Origin of the sequence: Prauserella oleivorans, from assembly GCF_042685745.1 — a bacterium.
Taxonomy (GTDB): domain Bacteria; phylum Actinomycetota; class Actinomycetes; order Mycobacteriales; family Pseudonocardiaceae; genus Prauserella_A; species Prauserella_A oleivorans.
Map to the genome: position 1 here is coordinate 1541144 of NZ_JBHUNT010000001.1, position 17615 is coordinate 1558758.

Sequence of the window (17615 nt, forward strand, 5' to 3'; positions counted from 1 at the left end):
GATCCGCGTAGCCGTGTCGGCCGTCCATGTCGCCGTGTCGGCCGTCTACGTCGCCGTGTCGGCCACCGCTGTTGTTCTGTCGCGCATGGCCTCGTGCCGCTCGCCGGGCCGACGAGGTGCAGTCGGCTCGAACCCGGGCACGGCGCCGTTGCCGTGGACGGCCGGGCAGCGACCCGAACGGCGGACACAGCGACGGGGAGAGCAGACACGGCGACCGGAACGGCGGACACGGCTACCGGAACGGCGGACACGGCGGGCTCGGCTTCGTCGCCCAGGCGGGTCAGCCCTTCACCGCCGCCTTCGCGGCCTTCTTGAAGCTGCGGACCTCGGCGAGCGACTCGGGGCCGGTGACGTCGGCGATGGAGCGGCGTGAGCCCTCCTCGCCGTAGGCGCCCGCCGCTTCCCGCCACCCCTTCGGCTGCACGCCACGCTGCTTGCCGAGCAGCGCGAGGAAGATGCGAGCCTTCTGGTCGCCGAAGCCCGGCAGGGCCTTGAGCCGCTTCAGCACTTCCTTGCCGTCCGGGTCGCCTTTGGTCCAGATGGCCTCGGTGTCGCCGTCGTAGTGCTCGACGATGTACTGCGCGAGCGCGTGGACCCGCCGGCCCATCGACCCGCCGTACCGGTGAATCGCCGGCTTCGCGACACATAGCTCGACGAACTCGTCGAGGTCGCTCTCGGCGATTTTCCGGACGCTGAAGCCGCCCATCCGTTCGGCGATCTTCCTCGGCCCGGAGAAAGCCACCTCCATGGCGATCTGCTGATCCAGCAACATGCCCGTGAGCAGGGCGAACGGGTCCTCGGAGAGGAGCTTGTCCGTCTCGGGATCCCCGGTGAGGTGCAAGGTGCCAGCCATGCCGACCAGCATCGCACGGCGGCCCCGCGCCGGTCACCACGAAGGCCGGCCGCCGCGACCCGCATGGTGGAAATCGGCGGTAACGGACGGTTGCGTGTGATTGACCCCTCGCGTGGGGCGACGTGTGCCACTACCGTGCTAAGCGGGAGCAGCGGCCAGCCGCGCTGTGCCCATAGCACATCGAGCGCCATGATCGGTAGCTTTGTGTCTCCATTATCACACGTGTTTCTGTGTTGTTGCAGGTAGCCCGGGGTTCGCTCGCCGACTCGAGCTGAGGGCGTAACGCCACTCTGTTACGTTGCATGAATATGTCCGGAAAGCACTCAAAGCGTGCAAACGGCGATAATCATTCGGCGGGCCACGTGGTGATCGAAAGTCCTTCCCGGGACGACGGTGCGGCCCTCTGGCGAATTGCGCGTGATTCACAAAAGCTGGACCTGAACTCGTCCTACGCGTACTTGCTGTGGTGCCGTGATTTCGCCGACACCTCTGTTGTCGCCCGCGCCGATGGAAATACTGTGGGATTTGTCATCGGCTATCGACGGCCGAGTGCGCCGGACACCGCGCTGGTGTGGCAAGTCGCTGTCGACGACTCCCAGCGCGGCCGGGGCTTGGCAGGCAAAATGCTCGACGCCCTGTTCGAACGTTTGGTGGACGCCGGTGTGCGGTACCTGGATACCACCATCACGCCGGACAACGAGGCATCGATCCGCCTGTTCACCTCGTTCGCCAAGCGGTGGAACGCCACGCTCGAGCGGTCCGAACTGTTCGCCGCGGGGGATTTCCCGGACCCGCACGAACCGGAGGACCTCTTTCGCATCGGCCCGCTGACGCGCGCCCGGCACGAGCCAGGGCAACAGTAAAAGCGAACTGCATATTCGCCTGATAAAGCAGGAGACGGAGCAAGTGAGCATCTTCGAAACGCTCGAGTCCGAGGTGCGCAGCTACAGCCGTGGCTGGCCGACGGTTTTCGACCGAGCGCAGGGCAGTTGGCTGTACTCGGAGGACGGCAAACCGTATCTCGACTTCTTCGCCGGGGCCGGCGCGCTCAACTACGGGCACAACCACCCGGTGCTGAAGAAGGCATTGATCGACTACATTTCCCGCGATGGCGTCACCCACTCGCTGGACATGTTCACCGTGGCCAAGCGCGACTTCCTGGAGACCCTCAACGAGGTGATCCTCCAGCCGCGCTCGATGGAGTACAAGGTCATCTTCCCCGGCCCCGGTGGCGCCAACGCGGTGGAGGCCGCGCTGAAGCTGGCGCGCAAGGTGACCGGCAAGGAGTCGGTCATCAACTTCACCAACGCGTTTCACGGCATGACGCTGGGCGCCTTGTCGGTGACCGGTAACTCGATGAAGCGCGGCGGCGCGGGCATCCCGCTGGTGCACGCCACGCCGATGCCGTACGACCAGTACTTCGACGGCGCCTACCCCGACTTCCTCTACTTCGAGCGGCTGCTCGAGGACTCCGGCAGCGGCCTGAACGAGCCCGCGGCCGTGATCGTCGAGACCGTCCAGGGCGAGGGCGGCATCAACGCCGCGCGCCTGGAGTGGCTCAAGGGCCTCTCCGACCTGTGCAAGCGGCACAACATCCTGCTGATCCTCGACGACGTGCAGATGGGCTGCGGCCGTACCGGACCGTTCTTCAGCTTCGAAGAGGCCGGCATCGAGCCCGACATGATCTGCCTGTCCAAGTCGATCGGCGGCTACGGCCTGCCGATGGCGATCACGCTGATCCGGCCGGACCTCGACGTCTGGGCGCCGGGCGAGCACAACGGCACGTTCCGCGGCATCAGCCCCGCGTTCGTCACCGCCGCCGAGGCGCTGCGCACCTACTGGCGTGACGACGAGCTCGAGAAGTCGACCAAGGCCAAGGGCGAGCGCATCGGCACGGTCTTCAACGAGATCGTGGAGGCCTACCCGGAGTCGAACCTCGTCGCCAAGGGCCGTGGCCTCGCCCGGGGGCTCGAGTTCCCCAGCGGCGAGCTGGCAGGCAAGGTGTGCGCGGCGGCGTTCGACCGGGGTCTGCTGATGGAGACCTCCGGGCCTGATTCCGAGGTCGTCAAGCTGCTGCCCGCGCTGACCACGACCGATGACGAGATCGAAAAGGGTCTCGGCATCATCAAGGACTCCGTGGAGTCCGTTCTGGCGCGCTGACCGCGTGTCCTGGCAAGGTAACGACACCCGAGAAGACGACACCCGAGAAAAGGAGACGTTTTGATCGTCCGCACCCTCGACGAGATCACCGACACCGACGCCGACGTCAAGACCCCGAACTGGCGTAGCAAGCGCATTGTGCTGAGCAAGGACAAGGTCGGTTTCTCGGTGCACGAGACCACGCTGTACGCAGGGACCGTCAACGATTTCTGGTACGCCAACCACATCGAGGCTGTCTTCATCGTCGAGGGCGAAGGCGAGATCACGAACAAGGCGACCGGGGAGACGCACCAGCTCAAGCCGGGTTCGCTGTACCTGCTGGACGAGCACGACAAGCACCAGGTCCGGCCGAAGACGGAGATGCGCACCATCTGCGTCTTCAACCCGCCGGTCACCGGCCGTGAGGTTCACGACGAAAACGGGGTATACCCCCTCGTGGTCGAAGAAGACTGACTTCCCCGGCCACGTGAGCAGCCGGCCGCCGCAAATCTCGGCGGCCGCTGTTCACGGCAAGGAAAGGAACAGCCGAAAAAACAGCACAGTGGCACTCGTAGGAGGCGAGTAACTTGACTCTCGCAGAGAGCCGGATTGAGGACGCTTACCCGACCCGACTCGGCAGCGGCACGGCGCAGCTGCTCGAGAGGACCGACCCCACGGTGTGGGGCAGCGAGAACGACGGCCCGTTCGACGCCGCCGGCCTCGCGTCCCATGACGCCAAGGGGTACACGATCCTCGAGGGTCTCCTGTCACCCGCCGAGGTGCAGGGCTACTGGCAGGAACTCGTGCGGCTCTCGTCGGACGAGGAACTCAAGACCGACGAGCGCGTGGTGACCGAGAAGAAGTCCGGCGAGGTCCGGTCGATCTTCGAGGTGCACAAGATCAGTGAGCTGATCGGCGAACTGGCCCGGGATCCCCGCATCCTCGACCGGGCGCGGCAGATCCTCGGGTCGGAGGTCTACATCCACCAGAGCCGGGTGAACTACATGCCCGGGTTCCGGGGCAGCGGCTTCTACTGGCACTCCGACTTCGAGACCTGGCACGCCGAGGACGGGATGCCGAAGCCGCGCGCGGTGAGCTGCTCCATCGCGCTGACCGACAACTACCCGTTCAACGGCGGCCTCATGGTCATGCCGGGCTCGCAGCGCACGTTCGTGCAGTGCATGGGCGAGACCCCGGACGACCACTACAAGGAGTCGCTGAAGGAGCAGGAGATCGGCGTGCCGAGCGAGGACGACATCACCAAGCTCGCCGCCGAGTGCGGAATCGACCAGTTCACCGGCCCGGCCGGGTCGGCGCTGTTCTTCGACTCGAACATCATGCACGGGTCGGGCAACAACATCACGCCGTACCCGCGGTCGAACATCTTCCTGGTGTTCAACAGCGTCGAGAACACGCTCGTGGAGCCGTTCGCGGCGAGCAAGCCGCGGCCGACGTTCATCGGCGCGCGGGACTTCACCCCGCTCACCCGCTGACGGGAGTACACGACTGGTAGCAGGCTGTGTGGGGGTGGCTGTAGCCATCTCTGCGCAGCCTGTTACTGTGTCGCACACCTCATCGCAGTGCGATGGGTAGTCGTTGCCGGCGTGGACCGGGTGGCTCCTTGCTCGGGGTGAGTCCTGTACCGCCGCCGGCGACGATGACGAGTTCGAAGAGTACGGCCCCGCGCCATCAGATCGGGACTGATGGCACGGGGCCGTATTCTGTTGCGCACCTCGGGTTTCAGTCGAACAGACTGGTCTCCGAGTGGATCTCCAGCAGTTCGTAGACGGGCCGTCCGCGCCTGCCGTCGATGGTGGTCGTGCGGACCACCCGCAGCCGCGCCGTGACCGGCCGGTCCAGGTTCACCTTGATCTCGTCGAGCAGGTCCGGCGCGACGGCGCCCTGGATGGTGCTGCCCGTGTCGCGTTCGAGGTAGAAGATCCGCCTGCGCGTGCGGACACCGTCGAGCCTGCCGGTCACCGTCTCGTACCCGACGTCCTCGCGCGACTCACGCAGGCTGTTGTGCAGCACCCGTGCCTGGTCGGCCGTCATGCTGCGCACCACCTCCTCGCCCGACGTCGGCGTGAGCGACAGGGCGAGGCTGGACGTCCGGAGCACCGCGGTGACGATGTCGCTCACCGCGTTGCGCACCGTGTCGCGCTGCAACAGCACGGCGTCGAGCGCGCCGTCGTCGGATCCGTTGACGGGCAGGAAGTCGCACAGCTCCTTCACCGCGCGCTCGGACAGCGTCTCGATGCCGTCGCTGATGAGCGCGTCCGGGTCGGTGGTCTCCGGGAAGCCGAAGAACATCGCGTTGCCGGCCTGTCCGCGCTGGATCAGCGGCGCCTTCTCGCGGTCGGCGGGCTGCACGTAGGTGATCTCGCCCTGCGGGTTGCGCACGATGTGGCCGATCTTGGCCGTGGCGTCCTGGAATGCCTTGCTGATGTCGGAGAACGTGTACGCGTCGAGCTGCGACGACCCGAGCAGCGAGACCTGCAGCAACGGGGAGCGGGACGTCCGCTCGAACTTGGCGTGCGCCGCCATCGCCGACGCTCTGGCGAGATCGTCGAGCCACGTACCGCCGGGAATGTTCTCGGCCACCTGCCGGAAGCTCACCACGTCACCTCTGCGAATCCCTTCACGGTGCCCTCCCGCGGCCCGCGCGCCCACGTCTGTTCCCATACGTCCTCGTCGCCGGGCCGGCACAGGAAGCCGTCGAGCAGGCCGCCGACCGGACGCACCCGCTCGAGGTACATCGCGGGCTGCTCGGCGATCACGCCGTGCAGCGTCAGCATGCCGTAGAGCGCCTCGCGGGCCGGGCTGGCGAGCCGCTTGAGGCTGCCCCAGTCGTCCGGGATCAGCAGGACGTCGACGTCGCGGGGCACCAGTTCGGACCGGACCGTGATCTCGCCCGACACCCACGCCCGCCCGGACGGGATCAGCCTGGTCACCACACCGAGGTAGCCGCTCAGGGCGCTGAACAGCACCTCGCGCTCGTTGCGGTGCGGGGCGTCCCACACGAAGCGCTCGTAGAGGTCGGAAAGATCAGCGGGATGCCGGCCGGGAGGCAGAACGTTGTCCGTTGTCCAATAGGGGAGCGGCATCCACGTTCCTTACGTTGTCCTGGAGGCGCGCACGCACGCGCGTGAGGACTTGAACTTCGCCCGTCAGGCGGGCGTAGCGAACCTACCAGCCGTCGCGCGGGGCAGAGTCAACCGCCTCGGCGGGGCGTGCGGTACTCGCTGGCCCGCACATCCTGCTCGTCAGGCCACTCGTTGCGGGCGTGCCACTCGCGCCACGAGGGCAGCGTGCCGGACTGGTATCCGGTCTCCAGAGGCTGTGGTTCACCCGTTCCGGCGTACTCGTCGCCGTTGGCGGGTGCCTCCGCGGCGGGCCGCCAGGCGTGGTCGTTCCGGTGCTCGCTGCGGGTGGGCGGGATGTCGGCGTACCCGGTGTGCCCGGTGTACTCGGTCTGCGGTCGGTCCGGGTAGGTGTCCTCGGCCCGTACCGCGGGCTGGCGCGTCGTGATCTCGGTGGCGTCCTCGGGCTCGGGCACCCGGTGGGACGGCAGCGCACCGGCGACCGGGATGTGCCGCGTCTCCTCCTCGGGCGGTGCTTGGGGCGCGGGTTCGAGCGGGGAAACCGGGCGCGCGGGCCGCCGCGGCCTGCCCCACCTCGTCAGCACGAGTGCCGCCGAGCCGGCGCCGAGCGCGAACGCGAGCAGCAACCACAGCCAGATCTGCCCGAACAACCACAGCATCGCCGTTTCCCCTCTACAACACCCGGATCTCCACCCGCCGGTCGTCACTGATGTCGTCGTCGCCGCCCAGCGGCCGCGTGTCGCCGTAGCCGACCGAGGTCACCCGGTCGTCGGCAACGCCCTGGTCCACGAGCAGATCGGCGACGGTCTCGGCCCGGTCCTGGGAGAGCTGCCGCGCCTCCTCGGCGCTGATCTCCGGAACCCGGGCGACGTGCCCGCCGACCTCGAAACGGAACCGGGCGGGGGCCGCGGCAAGCAGGTCGGCCACGCCGGCCACGGCGGTCTCGCCCTCGGTAGACAGCTCGGAGCTGTAGGCCTCGAACGTGATCGGACTGCGCTGCAACAGCGCGTCGAGCTGCTCCTGGAGCTGTTCCTTCCGCGGCTGCCGGGCAGGCTCCGGCCGCGCGGGCGCGGGTCGTCGGGCCGGCGCCGCCGCGCTGACCTGTACGTCCCGCACGCCTTCGACCCCGCGCACGACGTAACGCGCGAGCTCCACCTTGTCCGCGGGGACGTCTTGGACCGTGGCGTCGCGGCCGGTGAAGGAGACACCGTCCGCGGGCAGCCCGGCTGCGCCGAGCGCGGATTGTGCTCGGCGCTGCAGCTCGGACTCGATCCGGTCGGCCGTGGCCCACGTCGCGACGCCGGCGAGTAACCCCGTCAGCAGCAGCGCGAGCGGAACCAGCCACAACCGGCCCCGGTCACCGGTCATGGACCGACTGTAAACGCCCCACGGCGACCGTGCGACCGGGAAAAACGGCCACTGTGGGCCGTTCGGGCTAGTTCTCGGCGGGCTCGGCCAGTGCGGCGACACCCGGCCGGTCGAGCAGCGGCGTCAGCCGTGGGCGCTTCGGAGTGAGCCCGTCGCCCATCGACTCCCCGCGCAACTGCCTGCGGATCCACGGCAGCAGGTGCACCCGGGTCCATTCGAGGTCGGAGCGACGCAGGGTGAGCCAGTTCGGGTGGCCGTCGGTCTGCGGCCACGGTTCGCGCCAGTCCTCCGCGGTGGGCACGCCAAGCACCTCGGCGGTGCGCAGGGCGATGCGGCGGTGCCCCTCGGGCGTGAAGTGGAGCCGGTCGTCGCTCCACGCGCGGACGTCGTGCAGGACGTCCATCGCCCACAGGTCCACGACCTTCGCGCCGTGCTTGTCGGCGATGGCCCACAGGTGGGCGTTGTAGATGGCGACCTTTCCGCGCAGGATGCTCATCACCGACATGCTCTTGGTGTCGGGGCCGGTGAAGATGACGACCTCGATGCCTTCCGCGCGCAACGCCGCGATCCCTTCCTCGAACGCGGCGGCCACGGCGTCGACGTCGGCGCCGGGAACGATGATGTCGTTGCCGCCGGCGCACACGGTGACCAGGTCGGGCTTGGTTTCCAGTGCGACGGGCAGCTGCTCGGACATGATCTCGGCGAGCAGCTTGCCGCGGATGGCGAGGTTGGCGTAGGCGAAGTCCGGACGTCCGTCGGCGAGGATTTCGGCGAGCCGGTCGGCCCAGCCCCGGAACGTTCCGTCGGGGCGCTCGTCGTTGAGTCCTTCGGTGAAGCTGTCCCCGATGGCGACGTAACTGTTGTAGCCCGTCACGAGCTCTCCCTCCGCCCAGCGCCTGCGAGTTGAAGTCCCGAGCCGATCGTCGACCGGCGGGAGCCACGGTAATCCCCCTTGATCCGCGCATTGGCGACCGCCGGTTCGATCAAGACTCTCAGTTTCTTACGTCGTCGGTCACGTCCGCACCCGTATTACCGGATCGGTACCGGGCGTGTGGCGAACGTTACGAACGATGCCGACGCCGGCCTCCGGTTGCGGGCGAAGGGTGACCTAACCTCCGAAATGAGGGAGGCTTGAGATCGTGACAGACACTCCGGCGACCGAGCCCGCTCCGGGCCGGGAGTCACTCGCGAGTCTGCTCGGCGGACGCAAGGGGGCGATCGACGCGACCCTGCCTCCGGTGGCGTTCGTGGCCGGCTGGCTGGTCGCGGACTCCTCGATCGGATGGGGCGCGGCGACCGCCATCGCGGTCAGCATCGCCGTCGGCGCGTTCCGGCTGCTGCGTGGTGACAAGGCCCGCGCGGTGGTCGTCAGCCTCGCCGCCGTCGTCGTCGCGGCGCTCATCGCGCTGCGCACCGGACGGGCTCAGGACTTCTTCCTCATCCAGCTGCTGTCCAATGTGGCCAGCGCGCTGGCGTGGGCGACGAGCATCGTCGTCCGCTGGCCGCTGCTCGGCGTCGTGGTGGGACTCGTGCTGGGCCAGAAGACCCGCTGGCGGCGTGACCCGGCGCTGCTGCGGGCGTACTCCCGCGCGAGCTGGGTGTGGGTGTTCGGGCAGTACACGCTGCGTGTGGCGGTGTTCGGCGCGCTGTGGTGGGCCGGCGAGGTGGTCGCTCTCGGGATCGCGCGCACCGTGTTGTCGTGGCCGCTGGTCGCACTGACGGTCGCCGTCAGCGGCTGGGTGCTCCACCGGACGCTGCCCAGCGGGCATCCCGGGCTGCGGCATCCACAACCGCCGGAGTAAGGGGCCCCCGGCGAGGGGGAGGTCCGGGGGCCACCACCTACAGTACGCCTTTCGGGTGAAGTGCGTGTTCGCCGAAGGCCTCGACGGCGGCCAGCCACGCCGCGCCGAGCACGCCGTCGCTGCTGCCCAGCACGTCGAGGCCGGACAGGCGGGTACGCACCCGTATGCCCACGGGGCTGTCCTCCGCCAGCACACTTCCGACGAGCACCACCGGGGTGCTCTCGTCGACGTCCCGCGCCGTCAGCGCCGTGCGCGTCAGCAACCCGGCGGCCTGCTCCACGATCCGCTCGGCCTCGGGATCGTCGTCCACGGCAGCGCTCACCAGCGGGGCGAACCGCGCCAGCCGCACCGGTGGCTCGCCGTTGGCCGCGGTGATGAGCCGGTGGAACGCCCGGGGCTCGTCCGGGTCGATGCCGGCCTGCGCCAGGACCGACGTCGCCAGCGTGCCGAGTGCCGTGCCGCGGCTCAGCGCGTCGAGGGTCGCCCGCACCGCCTCCCGGCCGATCCAGAAGCCCGATCCCTCGTCGCCGAGCAACCAGCCGTAGCCGCCCGCCACCGACACCATCCGGCGCTTGCGGATGCGGCCCGCGATGGAGCCGGTACCCGCGACGAGCACGGTGCCGTCGGGCTCGGCCGTGGCCGATGCGAACGCGGCCTCGGCGTCGGAGACCACGCGCGCCACGTCGCCGAACCCGCCCTCCCGCCAGGTACGCCGGAAGATGTCCGCGACCGCCGGATCGGTGAGCTTGCCGGCCCCGGCCATGCCGACGACACACGCCCGCAGGCCCGCGCGGTCCAGTCCGGCGGTCGCGGCGGCAACGGCCTCGGCCACGGCCGCGGCGGCCTGGGCGGGCGGGTGCGAGTTGGGGTTGGCCCCGCCGGCGCGTCCCGTGCCGAGCACGGTGCCGTCGGCGGCGAGCGCCCGGGCCCTGGTGGTCGTGCCGCCCGCGTCCACTCCGACGACGTACATCAGCGCGTCTTGGTCACTTTGCGCAGGCCGCGGGGGCTGTCCGGGTCACCACCACGGGCCAGGGACAGCTGCAGCGCGAGCCGCTGCACCGGCAGTACCTCCAGGATGGGTGCCACCTCCTCGGCCGTCTCGGGCACGTCGATGCGCAACGCGGCGGGCATGTCGCCGGCCGCCGACCCGATGGCCAGCACGTCGGCACCACGCTCGGCGACGGCGCCGAGCACGTCCCGCATGGCCGTGCCACCGTGGCCTGCGCTGGTGAGGCCGAGCACGGCGGTCTCCTCGTCGACCGCCGCGACCGGGCCGTGCAACAGGTCCGCGCCACTGTAGGCGCGGGTGTGCAGGTAACTGGTCTCGGCCAGCTTGAGAGAGGCCTCCAGCGCCGTCGCGTAGGAGTACCCGCGGGCGGCGGCCACCACGCGGTCGGCGAACCGGTACCGGTCCACCGCCCGCGCGACCCCGCTCGCCGAGTCCCGCAGCGTCGTGTGCGCGAGCCGGCCGATGTCGCCCACCGCGGAGCCGTCGCCGCCGCGCATCGCGTCGACCAGCAGGTACAGCGCCAGCAGGGTCGCCGTGTAGGTCTTGGTGGCCGCGACGGCGTGCTCCTCGCCCGCGCCGATGTCGACGGCGAGATCGGCGACCTCGAACAGCCGTGAGGACGGCGTGTTGCTCACCGCGACCGTGCGCGCGCCCGCCTTGCGGGCCGCCTCGGTGACCTCCAGCAGATCAGGGGACCCGCCGCTCTGGCTCACCGACACGAGCAGAACGTCCCGCAGATCTGGGTGGGCGCCGTAGAGAGTGGTCGTGGACGGCGAGACGAGCCCCGCGGGCAGGCCCAGGAGGACTTCGATCAAGTACTTGGCGTAGAGCGCGGCGTGGTCGCTCGACCCGCGCGCGGCGAGCAAAGCGAACCGCGGTGGTTTCTCCACGATGGCGCGGGCAACTCCCGCGATGGTGGCGCGTTGCTCGACGAGCCGGGCGAGGATGTCCGGCTGCTCGTCGATCTCTGCCGTCATCAGCCTGCCCGGCTGGGCCTCTGTCACGATGATCCTCTCGTCGCGCCGCAAGGTCTAGACCAATAGTAGACAGGTTCAACGTGCGGGGCGAAGGGTAGTTTTGCAGGTAAGCGTCGCGGGGTTGAAGTGAAGGAGTCGGTCATGTTGGAGGTTTCGGGGGCCAGGGCGGGTACCGCAACAGGTACACGGGCCCAGCGCGAGCCGAAGTACTGGGCGCTCAAACAGCATCTGCTGGATCTGCTCGAGTCGCTACCCGCGGGATCGCCCATTCCCACCGAGCGCGCGCTCGCCGGGGATTTCAACGTCTCCCGCACCACGGTCCGGCAGGCGCTGGCGGACCTGACGGCGGAGGGGCGCCTGCACCGCGTGCAGGGCAAGGGCACCTTCGCCGCGGAGCCCAAGGTGGCGCAGCGGCTCCAGCTGTCCTCCTACACCGAGGACATGCGCGCGCAGGGCCGGGAGCCGTCCTCCCAGCTGCTGGAGGTCGAGGAGATCGTCGCCGAAGGGGACCTGCCGAAGCTGCTCGGCATCCGTACCGGTGCCAAGGTGCTGAGGCTGCGCAGGCTCCGGCTCGCCGACGGCGAACCCATGGCGCTGGAGACGACCCACCTGCCGCTGGCGCGCTTCCGCGGCTTGCGCAGGCAGATCACCGAGGGTGGTTCGCTGTACGAGGCGCTGAAGGAGCGCTACGGCGTCGAGCTCACGCGGGCGGAGGAGACCATCGAGACCTCGCTCGCGGGACCGCAGGAGGCCGAGCTCCTCGGTGCCGACGTCGGAATGCCGGTGCTGCTGCTGTCCCGGCACTCGTTCGGCGCCGACGGCAAGCCCGTGGAGTACGTGCGCTCGATCTACCGCGGTGACCGGTACAAGTTCGTCACCACGCTGACCAGGCCGTGACCGTCCGCTGGGGCACCTCGGCCGCGCGCGGTGTCCTGGCCACCACCGTCCTCGGCTCCGGGATGGTGATGCTCGACGGCACCGTGGTCAACGTCGCCCTGCCCCGGATGGGTGAGGAACTGGCCGCCTCGGTCTCGGGGTTGCAGTGGATCCTCGACGGCTACCTGCTCGCGCTCGCCTCGCTCATCCTCGTCGCCGGAGCACTCGGCGACCGCTACGGCAGGCGGCGGGTGTTCCAGCTCGGCATCGTCTGGTTCGGTGCCGCGTCGCTGCTTTGCGGCATCGCGCCGACCACGGAACTGCTGGTCGGGGCGCGGGTTCTGCAGGGCGTCGGTGGCGCGCTGCTGACGCCGGGTTCGCTGGCGATCCTGCAGGCGTCGTTCGCGCGGCAGGACCGGGCGCGGGCGATCGGCGCGTGGTCCGGCCTCGGTGGCGTCGCGGCGGCGCTGGGGCCGCTGGTGGGCGGGCTGCTGGTGCAGGCGTGGTCGTGGCGGCTGGCGTTCCTGGTGAACCTGCCGCTGGCGGCGGTCTGCGTGTGGCTGGCGCACCGCTACGTTCCGGAGTCCTGCGACGCGCGCGGGCAGGGCAGGCCGGACACACTCTCGACCGTCCTCTGTGCGCTCGGTCTGGCCGGGGTCACCGGCGCGTTGGTGGAGGCGCCGCCCCGCGGATTCGACGACCCGCTCGTGCTCACCGCGGCGGTTGGCGGAGCGCTGGCCCTGGCCGCGTTCGTGGTCGTCCAGCTGCGCTCGCGAGATCCGCTCGTCCCGCCGAGCCTGTTCGCCGACCGGACGTTCACGTTCTCCAACGCGCTCACCCTCGTCGTGTACGCCGCGCTCGGCGGCGTGATGATGCTGCTCGTTCTGCAGCTGCAGACCTCGCTCGGGTACTCACCCCTCGAAGCTGGCGCGGCCGGGCTGCCCGTCACCGCGTTGATGGTCGCGTTGTCCGGACGTTCCGGCGCTCTCGCCCAGCGGATCGGCCCGCGTACGCAGCTGGTCGCCGGCCCGTTACTGCTCGCACTCGGGATGTGGCTGCTGCAGCGGGTCGCGCCCGGTTCGTCCTACGTGGGCACGGTGCTCCCGGCGGTGACCGTCTTCGGGCTCGGCCTCGCCACGGTGGTGGCGCCCGTGACGGCGACCGTGCTGGCCGCGGCGCCCGATCGCCATGCCGGCGTGGCGTCCGGGGTGAACAACGCCATCGCCCGCAGCGGGAACCTGCTGGCCGTCGCGGTGCTGCCCGCCGTGGCCGGGCTGAGCGGCGCGGCGTATTCCGATCCGGTCGCCCTGACGGCGGGTTGGCGCACCGCGTTGTGGGTATGTCTTGGGCTTGCCGTCACCGGGGCGGCGCTCGCGACGGGGATTCGCGACAACGTGCTCCGCACGGCTACGCCACGTGAAGAATCTGTGAGCCGCTGACAGTCCTTTGTGGACTCGAAATTGCGCCGTGTTCGTGCTCACTTCTGGCAACGCCGGGAGCATCCGTGGCGTTTTCAACGTTGGAGTGTTGGAGATGGGGAGTCCGCGTGAGCGATCGGAATCATGGCTGAGGAGAAGAAGGAAAAGAGAGAGGACGAGGAATCGGAGAAGTCCGGTCTCAAACCCGCGCAGTTGATCGCCGCGGGGCTGGCGGCGACGACCGCGGCGTTTCTGTGCTCGTTCTTCGGCGTCTACGGGACGGTGATCGGCACCGGTGTCATGAGCGTCCTGAGCACGGTCGGCAGCGAGGTGTACCTGCGGTCGCTGCGCAAGACCAAGGAGGCGACGAAGAAGGCCAAGGCGATGGCGGCCGCCATCACCGACGCCAGAGGGTGGCAGACCCGTGTCCAGGGCTCGCCCGGACGGACGTCCGCGGCGAACCAGAGTTCGGCGCCGCCGACCACCCGATTGGCCGAACCGCAGGACGAACGGACCCGGCGGATCGGTCCGCTGGGCGACGAACGGACCCGCTACATCGCTGCTCCGGGCGACGACCGCACGCGTCGGATCGGCCCGCTGGGGGAGGAGCAGACGCGCTACATCGCCGCCCCGGGCAGCGAGCAGCAGACCGTCTACCTCGGTGCGCAGCAGGCCGGGCAGCCGGATGCGACCGAGCAGGACAAATGGGGCTGGCTGAAGCGCCGGTGGCCGGTGGTGCTGGGAACCAGCGTCGCGGCGTTCGTGATCGGCATGTTCATCCTCACCGGGTTCGAGCTGGCGACCGGTAGCTCGGTGTCGGGTCAGGGCCGCAGCACGGTGGGACAGCTGGTCGGCAACACGTCCGGCCAGTCCGAGTACCGCGAGGACCCGGGCCGGCAGCAGGAGCAGGAGCAGACGCCCGCGCCGAGCGAGCAGCAGCAGCCCGGCGACGAGACCGAGCCGACCTACGAGCCTACGGAGTCCGGCACGCCGGTGCCGTCCGAGGAGCAGCAGCCGACGGAGCAGTCGGAGCCGGTCGAACCGACCGAGCCCAGCAGCCCGGTCGAGGAGCAGCCCGAGCCGACGCAGGAGGAAACCGAGAGCGTTCCGCTGCCGGGCCTCGGCGGCGAGTCCGGCGGAGGTGCCGAGGTCACTCCGAGCGAGGGCGGCTGAGCGCCTCTCGCAGGCCGGTCGCGGCGGCCTGGGGGTCGTCGGCCTCGGTGACGGCCCGGACGACCACCGCCCGGTCCGCCCCGGCCGCCACGACCTCCGGCAGGCGCTGCGCGTCGATCCCTCCGATGGCGAACCAGGGCCGTGGCGTGCCGATCTCGGCGGCCACGGCCCGCACCAGCTCCAGCCCGGGTGCCTCGCGTCCGGGCTTCGTCGGTGTCGGCCAGCACGGCCCGACGCAGAAGTAGTCGACACCCGGCTCCACCGCCGCCGCCCGCGCCTGGTCCAGCGAGTGGGTGGACCGGCCGATCACCGGACCGTCCCCGACGATGCGGCGCGCGAGATCCACCGGCAGGTCATCCTGGCCGAGGTGGAGCACGTCGGCGTCCACGGCCAGGGCCACGTCCGCTCGGTCGTTCACCGCCAGCAGCGCCCCGTGGCGCGCGCACGCCTCCGCCAACACTTCCAGCGCCTGGAGCTCGAACCGCGCTTCCAGCGGCGCGCCGCTCGTCTTGTCGCGCAGCTGGACGATGTCGACGCCACCCGCGAGCGCGGCGTCGACGAACTCCGCGAGGTCGCCACGTGTACTGCGGGCGTCCGTGCACAGGTACAGCCGGGCGTCCGCCAGACGCCGGCGGATCTGATCACCGTTGAGGCCGGGCATGGCGTCACCGTAGTACGGCCCTGTATGTTGGTGACGTCCGCACGGGAGCCCCGCAAACGGGCTGAGAGGGAGCAGCAGCTCCGACCGTGGAACCTGATCCGGGTCATGCCGGCGCAGGGAGCGTGATCGACAGTGCCCAGCCAACCCCACCTCACGGTCGTCGGTGCCGGCGTCATCGGCCTGGCCGTCGCCTGGCGTGCCGCCGCCGCCGGGCATCGCGTGACCGTGTTCGACCCCCGGCCCGGCCAGGCCGCCTCCTGGGTCGCGGGCGGGATGCTCGCCCCGGTGACCGAGGCGTGGCCGGGTGAGGAAGACGTCCTCGAGCTCGGCGAGGAATCGCTGCGCCGCTGGCCCCGCTTCGCCGAGGAGCTACGGGCCGACGGGTTCGACCCGGGCTTGTCCCTGGCCGGGACCGTCGTGGCCGCATTCGACCGCGCCGACGCCGAGCAGCTGCGGATCCTCGCCGACTACCTGCACGGCCTGGGCCGCGAGGCCACCTACGTGACCGGCAGGCAGCTGCGGCACGCCGAACCCGGGCTCGGCAGCTCCGTCACCGCGGGCCTGCTGGTGCCCGGCGACCTGGCCGTCGACAACCGCAGGCTGCTCGACGCCCTGCGCGGCGCCGCCCGCGCGCACGGTGCCGAGTTCGTGGCCGAGGAGGTCGTGGCACTCGAACCCGGAGTGGTGCGGACCGCGACGGCGGGCCACGCCGCCGAGCTCGTCGTGCTCGCCGCCGGGGCGTGGAGCGGACGGCTCGCTCCCCGGCTCGCCGGGCATGTCCGGCCGCTCAAGGGCGAGATCCTGCGCCTGCGCTCCCGGAGGCTGACGCTGCCACCGCCGCGGCACACGGTCCGCGCGATGGTGGAAGGCGAGCCCGTCTACCTCGTGCCACGCGAGCACGGCGAGCTGGTGCTCGGCGCCACGCAGTACGAGGCGGGCTTCGACACGGCCGTCACCGCCCGGGGCGTGCGCCGACTGCTCGACAACGCCGAACGCGTCTTCCCCGGCATCGCCGAGTACGAGCTCACCGAGACCGCCGCGGGTCTCCGCGCGGGCAGCGCGGACAACCTGCCCTACCTCGGCGAACTCGGCGACGGCGTGTTCGCGGCCACCGGGCATCACCGCAACGGCCTGCTGCTCGCACCCGTCACCGCCGACGCCGTGCTGGCCTGGCTCGCGGGCACGGAGCCACCGCCGGGGGTCACCGCGGCACATCCCGAACGCATGCGCAGTGAGGAACGAGTCTGATGCGGATCACAGTCAACGGGGACGCCCGGGAGTTCCCCGACGGCAGCACCGTCGCCGACCTGCTGGAGGCGCTCGGCACCGCGCGCGAGGGTGTCGCGGTCGCGCTCGACGGCCAGGTCGTGCGGCGCGCGGAGTGGGCCCGTGTCGTCGTGCCGGACGGCGCGCGGTTGGAGATCCTCACGGCCGTCCAGGGAGGTTGACGATGACCGACATGAACTCCGAGAGCGGCGAGACGCTGGTGATCGGCGATCTCAAGCTGAGTTCACGCCTCATCATCGGCACGGGCGGCGCCGCGAACCTGAACGTTCTCGAACGGGCGCTCGTGGCGTCCGGCACCGAGCTGACCACCGTCGCGATGCGCCGCGCCGACGCCGAGGGCGGGTCGGGCGTGCTCGATCTGCTGCGCAGGCTCGGCATCACCCTGCTGCCGAACACGGCCGGCTGCCGCACGGCCGCCGAAGCCGTGCTCACGGCCCAGCTCGCCCGGGAGGCACTCGGCACCGACCTCGTCAAGCTCGAGGTGCACGCCGACGACCGCACGCTGCTGCCCGACCCGGTCGAGACCCTCGACGCCGCCGAACAACTCGTGGCCGAGGGCTTCACCGTCCTCGTCTACACCAACGACGACCCGGTGCTGGCTCTGCGGCTCGAGGAGGCCGGCTGCGCCGCCGTGATGCCGCTCGGCGCGCCGATCGGCACCGGCCTCGGCATCCGCAACCCGCACAACATCGAGCTGATCGTCGCCAGGGCCGGCGTGCCGATCATCCTCGACGCCGGCATCGGCACTGCGTCCGATGCCGCCTTGGCCATGGAGCTGGGGTGCGACGCCGTGCTGTTGTCGACGGCGGTCACGCGGGCGCAGGACCCCGAACGGATGGCGCACGCCATGCGGGCCGCGGTGACGGCGGGCAGGCTCGCGCGACAGGCCGGCCGCGTGCCGCAGCGGTTCTGGGCGCAGGCCTCGTCTCCGCCGCGCTGACCGGATTGACG

At 70.4% G+C, this 17615-nt stretch carries 20 protein-coding genes and 1 riboswitch; of the genes, 11 read left to right on the forward strand and 9 right to left on the reverse strand.

The genetic code is table 11. The features are described 5' to 3' along the window. Positions 1 to 280 precede the first annotated feature (280 nt). On the reverse strand, positions 281 to 853 hold the full coding sequence (locus ACFSZT_RS07645; RefSeq protein WP_377388339.1) for an HhH-GPD-type base excision DNA repair protein: 573 nt from the start codon (positions 851 to 853) through the stop codon (positions 281 to 283). Positions 854 to 1161: 308 nt separating this feature from the next. On the opposite strand from ACFSZT_RS07645, the gene ectA reads away from it, so the two are divergent. The 4 genes from ectA (at position 1162) to thpD (ending at position 4485) form a co-directional block, all read left to right on the forward strand. Continuing rightward, complete coding sequence (ectA, locus tag ACFSZT_RS07650; RefSeq protein WP_377388341.1) at positions 1162 to 1716, forward strand: diaminobutyrate acetyltransferase; 555 nt, start codon at positions 1162 to 1164, stop codon at positions 1714 to 1716. A 43-nt stretch (positions 1717 to 1759) separates the two neighbouring features. Beyond that, positions 1760 to 3013, forward strand: coding sequence for a diaminobutyrate--2-oxoglutarate transaminase (gene ectB / locus ACFSZT_RS07655; protein ID WP_377388343.1), 1254 nt, complete (start codon positions 1760 to 1762; stop codon positions 3011 to 3013). 60 nt (positions 3014 to 3073) lie between these two features. Then, complete coding sequence (locus ACFSZT_RS07660; protein ID WP_377388345.1) at positions 3074 to 3466, forward strand: ectoine synthase; 393 nt, start codon at positions 3074 to 3076, stop codon at positions 3464 to 3466. Between the two features lie 113 nt (positions 3467 to 3579). After that, positions 3580 to 4485 (forward strand): ectoine hydroxylase, encoded by a 906-nt coding sequence (thpD, locus tag ACFSZT_RS07665; protein ID WP_377388347.1) that lies wholly within the window; start codon positions 3580 to 3582, stop codon positions 4483 to 4485. Between the two features lie 247 nt (positions 4486 to 4732). On the opposite strand, the gene ACFSZT_RS07670 is transcribed toward thpD, so the two are convergent. The 5 genes from ACFSZT_RS07670 to ACFSZT_RS07690 form a co-directional block, all read right to left on the reverse strand. Then, positions 4733 to 5611: a hypothetical protein gene (locus ACFSZT_RS07670; RefSeq protein ID WP_377388349.1), complete on the reverse strand. Its 879-nt coding sequence runs from the start codon at positions 5609 to 5611 to the stop codon at positions 4733 to 4735. Next, positions 5605 to 6096 (reverse strand): DUF6932 family protein, encoded by a 492-nt coding sequence (locus ACFSZT_RS07675; protein WP_377388351.1) that lies wholly within the window; start codon positions 6094 to 6096, stop codon positions 5605 to 5607. Before ACFSZT_RS07675 ends, ACFSZT_RS07670 begins: the two co-directional genes overlap by 7 nt. Before the next feature lie 107 nt (positions 6097 to 6203). Beyond that, positions 6204 to 6752: a hypothetical protein gene (locus tag ACFSZT_RS07680; protein ID WP_377388353.1), complete on the reverse strand. Its 549-nt coding sequence runs from the start codon at positions 6750 to 6752 to the stop codon at positions 6204 to 6206. A gap of 13 nt (positions 6753 to 6765) precedes the next feature. Continuing rightward, the gene (locus ACFSZT_RS07685) at positions 6766 to 7461 is read right to left on the reverse strand and encodes an OmpA family protein (RefSeq protein WP_377388355.1); all 696 of its coding nucleotides are present in this window, start codon (positions 7459 to 7461) and stop codon (positions 6766 to 6768) included. 67 nt (positions 7462 to 7528) lie between these two features. After that, complete coding sequence (locus ACFSZT_RS07690; RefSeq protein ID WP_377388357.1) at positions 7529 to 8335, reverse strand: SGNH/GDSL hydrolase family protein; 807 nt, start codon at positions 8333 to 8335, stop codon at positions 7529 to 7531. Between the two features lie 265 nt (positions 8336 to 8600). Here ACFSZT_RS07690 and ACFSZT_RS07695 point away from each other — a divergent pair, with 265 nt between their 5' ends. Further along, positions 8601 to 9263 (forward strand): DUF3159 domain-containing protein, encoded by a 663-nt coding sequence (locus ACFSZT_RS07695; protein ID WP_377388359.1) that lies wholly within the window; start codon positions 8601 to 8603, stop codon positions 9261 to 9263. Between the two features lie 37 nt (positions 9264 to 9300). Here ACFSZT_RS07695 and ACFSZT_RS07700 read toward each other — a convergent pair whose 3' ends face one another. Both ACFSZT_RS07700 and ACFSZT_RS07705 read right to left on the reverse strand, forming a co-directional pair. Beyond that, the gene (locus ACFSZT_RS07700; protein ID WP_377388574.1) at positions 9301 to 10236 is read right to left on the reverse strand and encodes an N-acetylglucosamine kinase; all 936 of its coding nucleotides are present in this window, start codon (positions 10234 to 10236) and stop codon (positions 9301 to 9303) included. Next, positions 10233 to 11249 carry an SIS domain-containing protein gene (locus tag ACFSZT_RS07705; RefSeq protein ID WP_377388576.1) on the reverse strand — a complete coding sequence of 339 codons (1017 nt, stop codon included), beginning with the start codon at positions 11247 to 11249 and terminating at the stop codon, positions 10233 to 10235. The genes ACFSZT_RS07700 and ACFSZT_RS07705 overlap by 4 nt, the downstream gene beginning before the upstream one ends. A gap of 141 nt (positions 11250 to 11390) precedes the next feature. Between ACFSZT_RS07705 and ACFSZT_RS07710 the strand changes: the two genes are divergently transcribed. From ACFSZT_RS07710 to ACFSZT_RS07720, 3 genes are all read left to right on the forward strand, one after another. Continuing rightward, on the forward strand, positions 11391 to 12146 hold the full coding sequence (locus tag ACFSZT_RS07710; protein ID WP_377388361.1) for a GntR family transcriptional regulator: 756 nt from the start codon (positions 11391 to 11393) through the stop codon (positions 12144 to 12146). Further along, positions 12143 to 13564 (forward strand): MFS transporter, encoded by a 1422-nt coding sequence (locus ACFSZT_RS07715; RefSeq protein WP_377388363.1) that lies wholly within the window; start codon positions 12143 to 12145, stop codon positions 13562 to 13564. The genes ACFSZT_RS07710 and ACFSZT_RS07715 overlap by 4 nt, the downstream gene beginning before the upstream one ends. 123 nt (positions 13565 to 13687) lie before the next feature. Then, positions 13688 to 14716 (forward strand): hypothetical protein, encoded by a 1029-nt coding sequence (locus tag ACFSZT_RS07720; protein WP_377388365.1) that lies wholly within the window; start codon positions 13688 to 13690, stop codon positions 14714 to 14716. On the opposite strand, the gene thiE is transcribed toward ACFSZT_RS07720, so the two are convergent. Continuing rightward, complete coding sequence (gene thiE / locus ACFSZT_RS07725; RefSeq protein WP_377388366.1) at positions 14694 to 15377, reverse strand: thiamine phosphate synthase; 684 nt, start codon at positions 15375 to 15377, stop codon at positions 14694 to 14696. The genes ACFSZT_RS07720 and thiE overlap by 23 nt on opposite strands. Before the next feature lie 31 nt (positions 15378 to 15408). Beyond that, a riboswitch (TPP riboswitch) is annotated at positions 15409 to 15514 on the forward strand. On the opposite strand from thiE, the gene thiO reads away from it, so the two are divergent. From thiO to thiG, 3 genes are all read left to right on the forward strand, one after another. Next, the gene (gene thiO, locus ACFSZT_RS07730) at positions 15510 to 16625 is read left to right on the forward strand and encodes a glycine oxidase ThiO (RefSeq protein ID WP_377388368.1); all 1116 of its coding nucleotides are present in this window, start codon (positions 15510 to 15512) and stop codon (positions 16623 to 16625) included. Its footprint overlaps the riboswitch before it by 5 nt. Further along, the gene (gene thiS, locus ACFSZT_RS07735; protein ID WP_377388370.1) at positions 16625 to 16825 is read left to right on the forward strand and encodes a sulfur carrier protein ThiS; all 201 of its coding nucleotides are present in this window, start codon (positions 16625 to 16627) and stop codon (positions 16823 to 16825) included. The genes thiO and thiS overlap by 1 nt, the downstream gene beginning before the upstream one ends. 2 nt (positions 16826 to 16827) lie before the next feature. Then, positions 16828 to 17604, forward strand: coding sequence for a thiazole synthase (gene thiG / locus ACFSZT_RS07740; protein WP_377388372.1), 777 nt, complete (start codon positions 16828 to 16830; stop codon positions 17602 to 17604). Positions 17605 to 17615 lie beyond the last annotated feature (11 nt).

Excerpts from the sequence above, each read along its gene's own strand:
- ACFSZT_RS07645 (WP_377388339.1), bottom strand. The coding sequence starts at position 853 with ATGGCTGGCACCTTGCACCTCACCGGGGATCCCGAGACGGACAAGCTC.
- ACFSZT_RS07705 (WP_377388576.1), bottom strand. The coding sequence starts at position 11,249 with ATGACGGCAGAGATCGACGAGCAGCCGGACATCCTCGCCCGGCTCGTC.
- ACFSZT_RS07720 (WP_377388365.1), top strand. The coding sequence starts at position 13,688 with ATGGCTGAGGAGAAGAAGGAAAAGAGAGAGGACGAGGAATCGGAGAAG.
- ACFSZT_RS07675 (WP_377388351.1), bottom strand. The coding sequence starts at position 6,096 with ATGCCGCTCCCCTATTGGACAACGGACAACGTTCTGCCTCCCGGCCGG.
- thiS (WP_377388370.1), top strand. The coding sequence starts at position 16,625 with ATGCGGATCACAGTCAACGGGGACGCCCGGGAGTTCCCCGACGGCAGC.
- thiE (WP_377388366.1), bottom strand. The coding sequence starts at position 15,377 with ATGCCCGGCCTCAACGGTGATCAGATCCGCCGGCGTCTGGCGGACGCC.
- thiG (WP_377388372.1), top strand. The coding sequence starts at position 16,828 with ATGACCGACATGAACTCCGAGAGCGGCGAGACGCTGGTGATCGGCGAT.
- ACFSZT_RS07710 (WP_377388361.1), top strand. The coding sequence starts at position 11,391 with ATGTTGGAGGTTTCGGGGGCCAGGGCGGGTACCGCAACAGGTACACGG.
- ectA (WP_377388341.1), top strand. The coding sequence starts at position 1,162 with ATGTCCGGAAAGCACTCAAAGCGTGCAAACGGCGATAATCATTCGGCG.
- ACFSZT_RS07685 (WP_377388355.1), bottom strand. The coding sequence starts at position 7,461 with ATGACCGGTGACCGGGGCCGGTTGTGGCTGGTTCCGCTCGCGCTGCTG.
- ACFSZT_RS07680 (WP_377388353.1), bottom strand. The coding sequence starts at position 6,752 with ATGCTGTGGTTGTTCGGGCAGATCTGGCTGTGGTTGCTGCTCGCGTTC.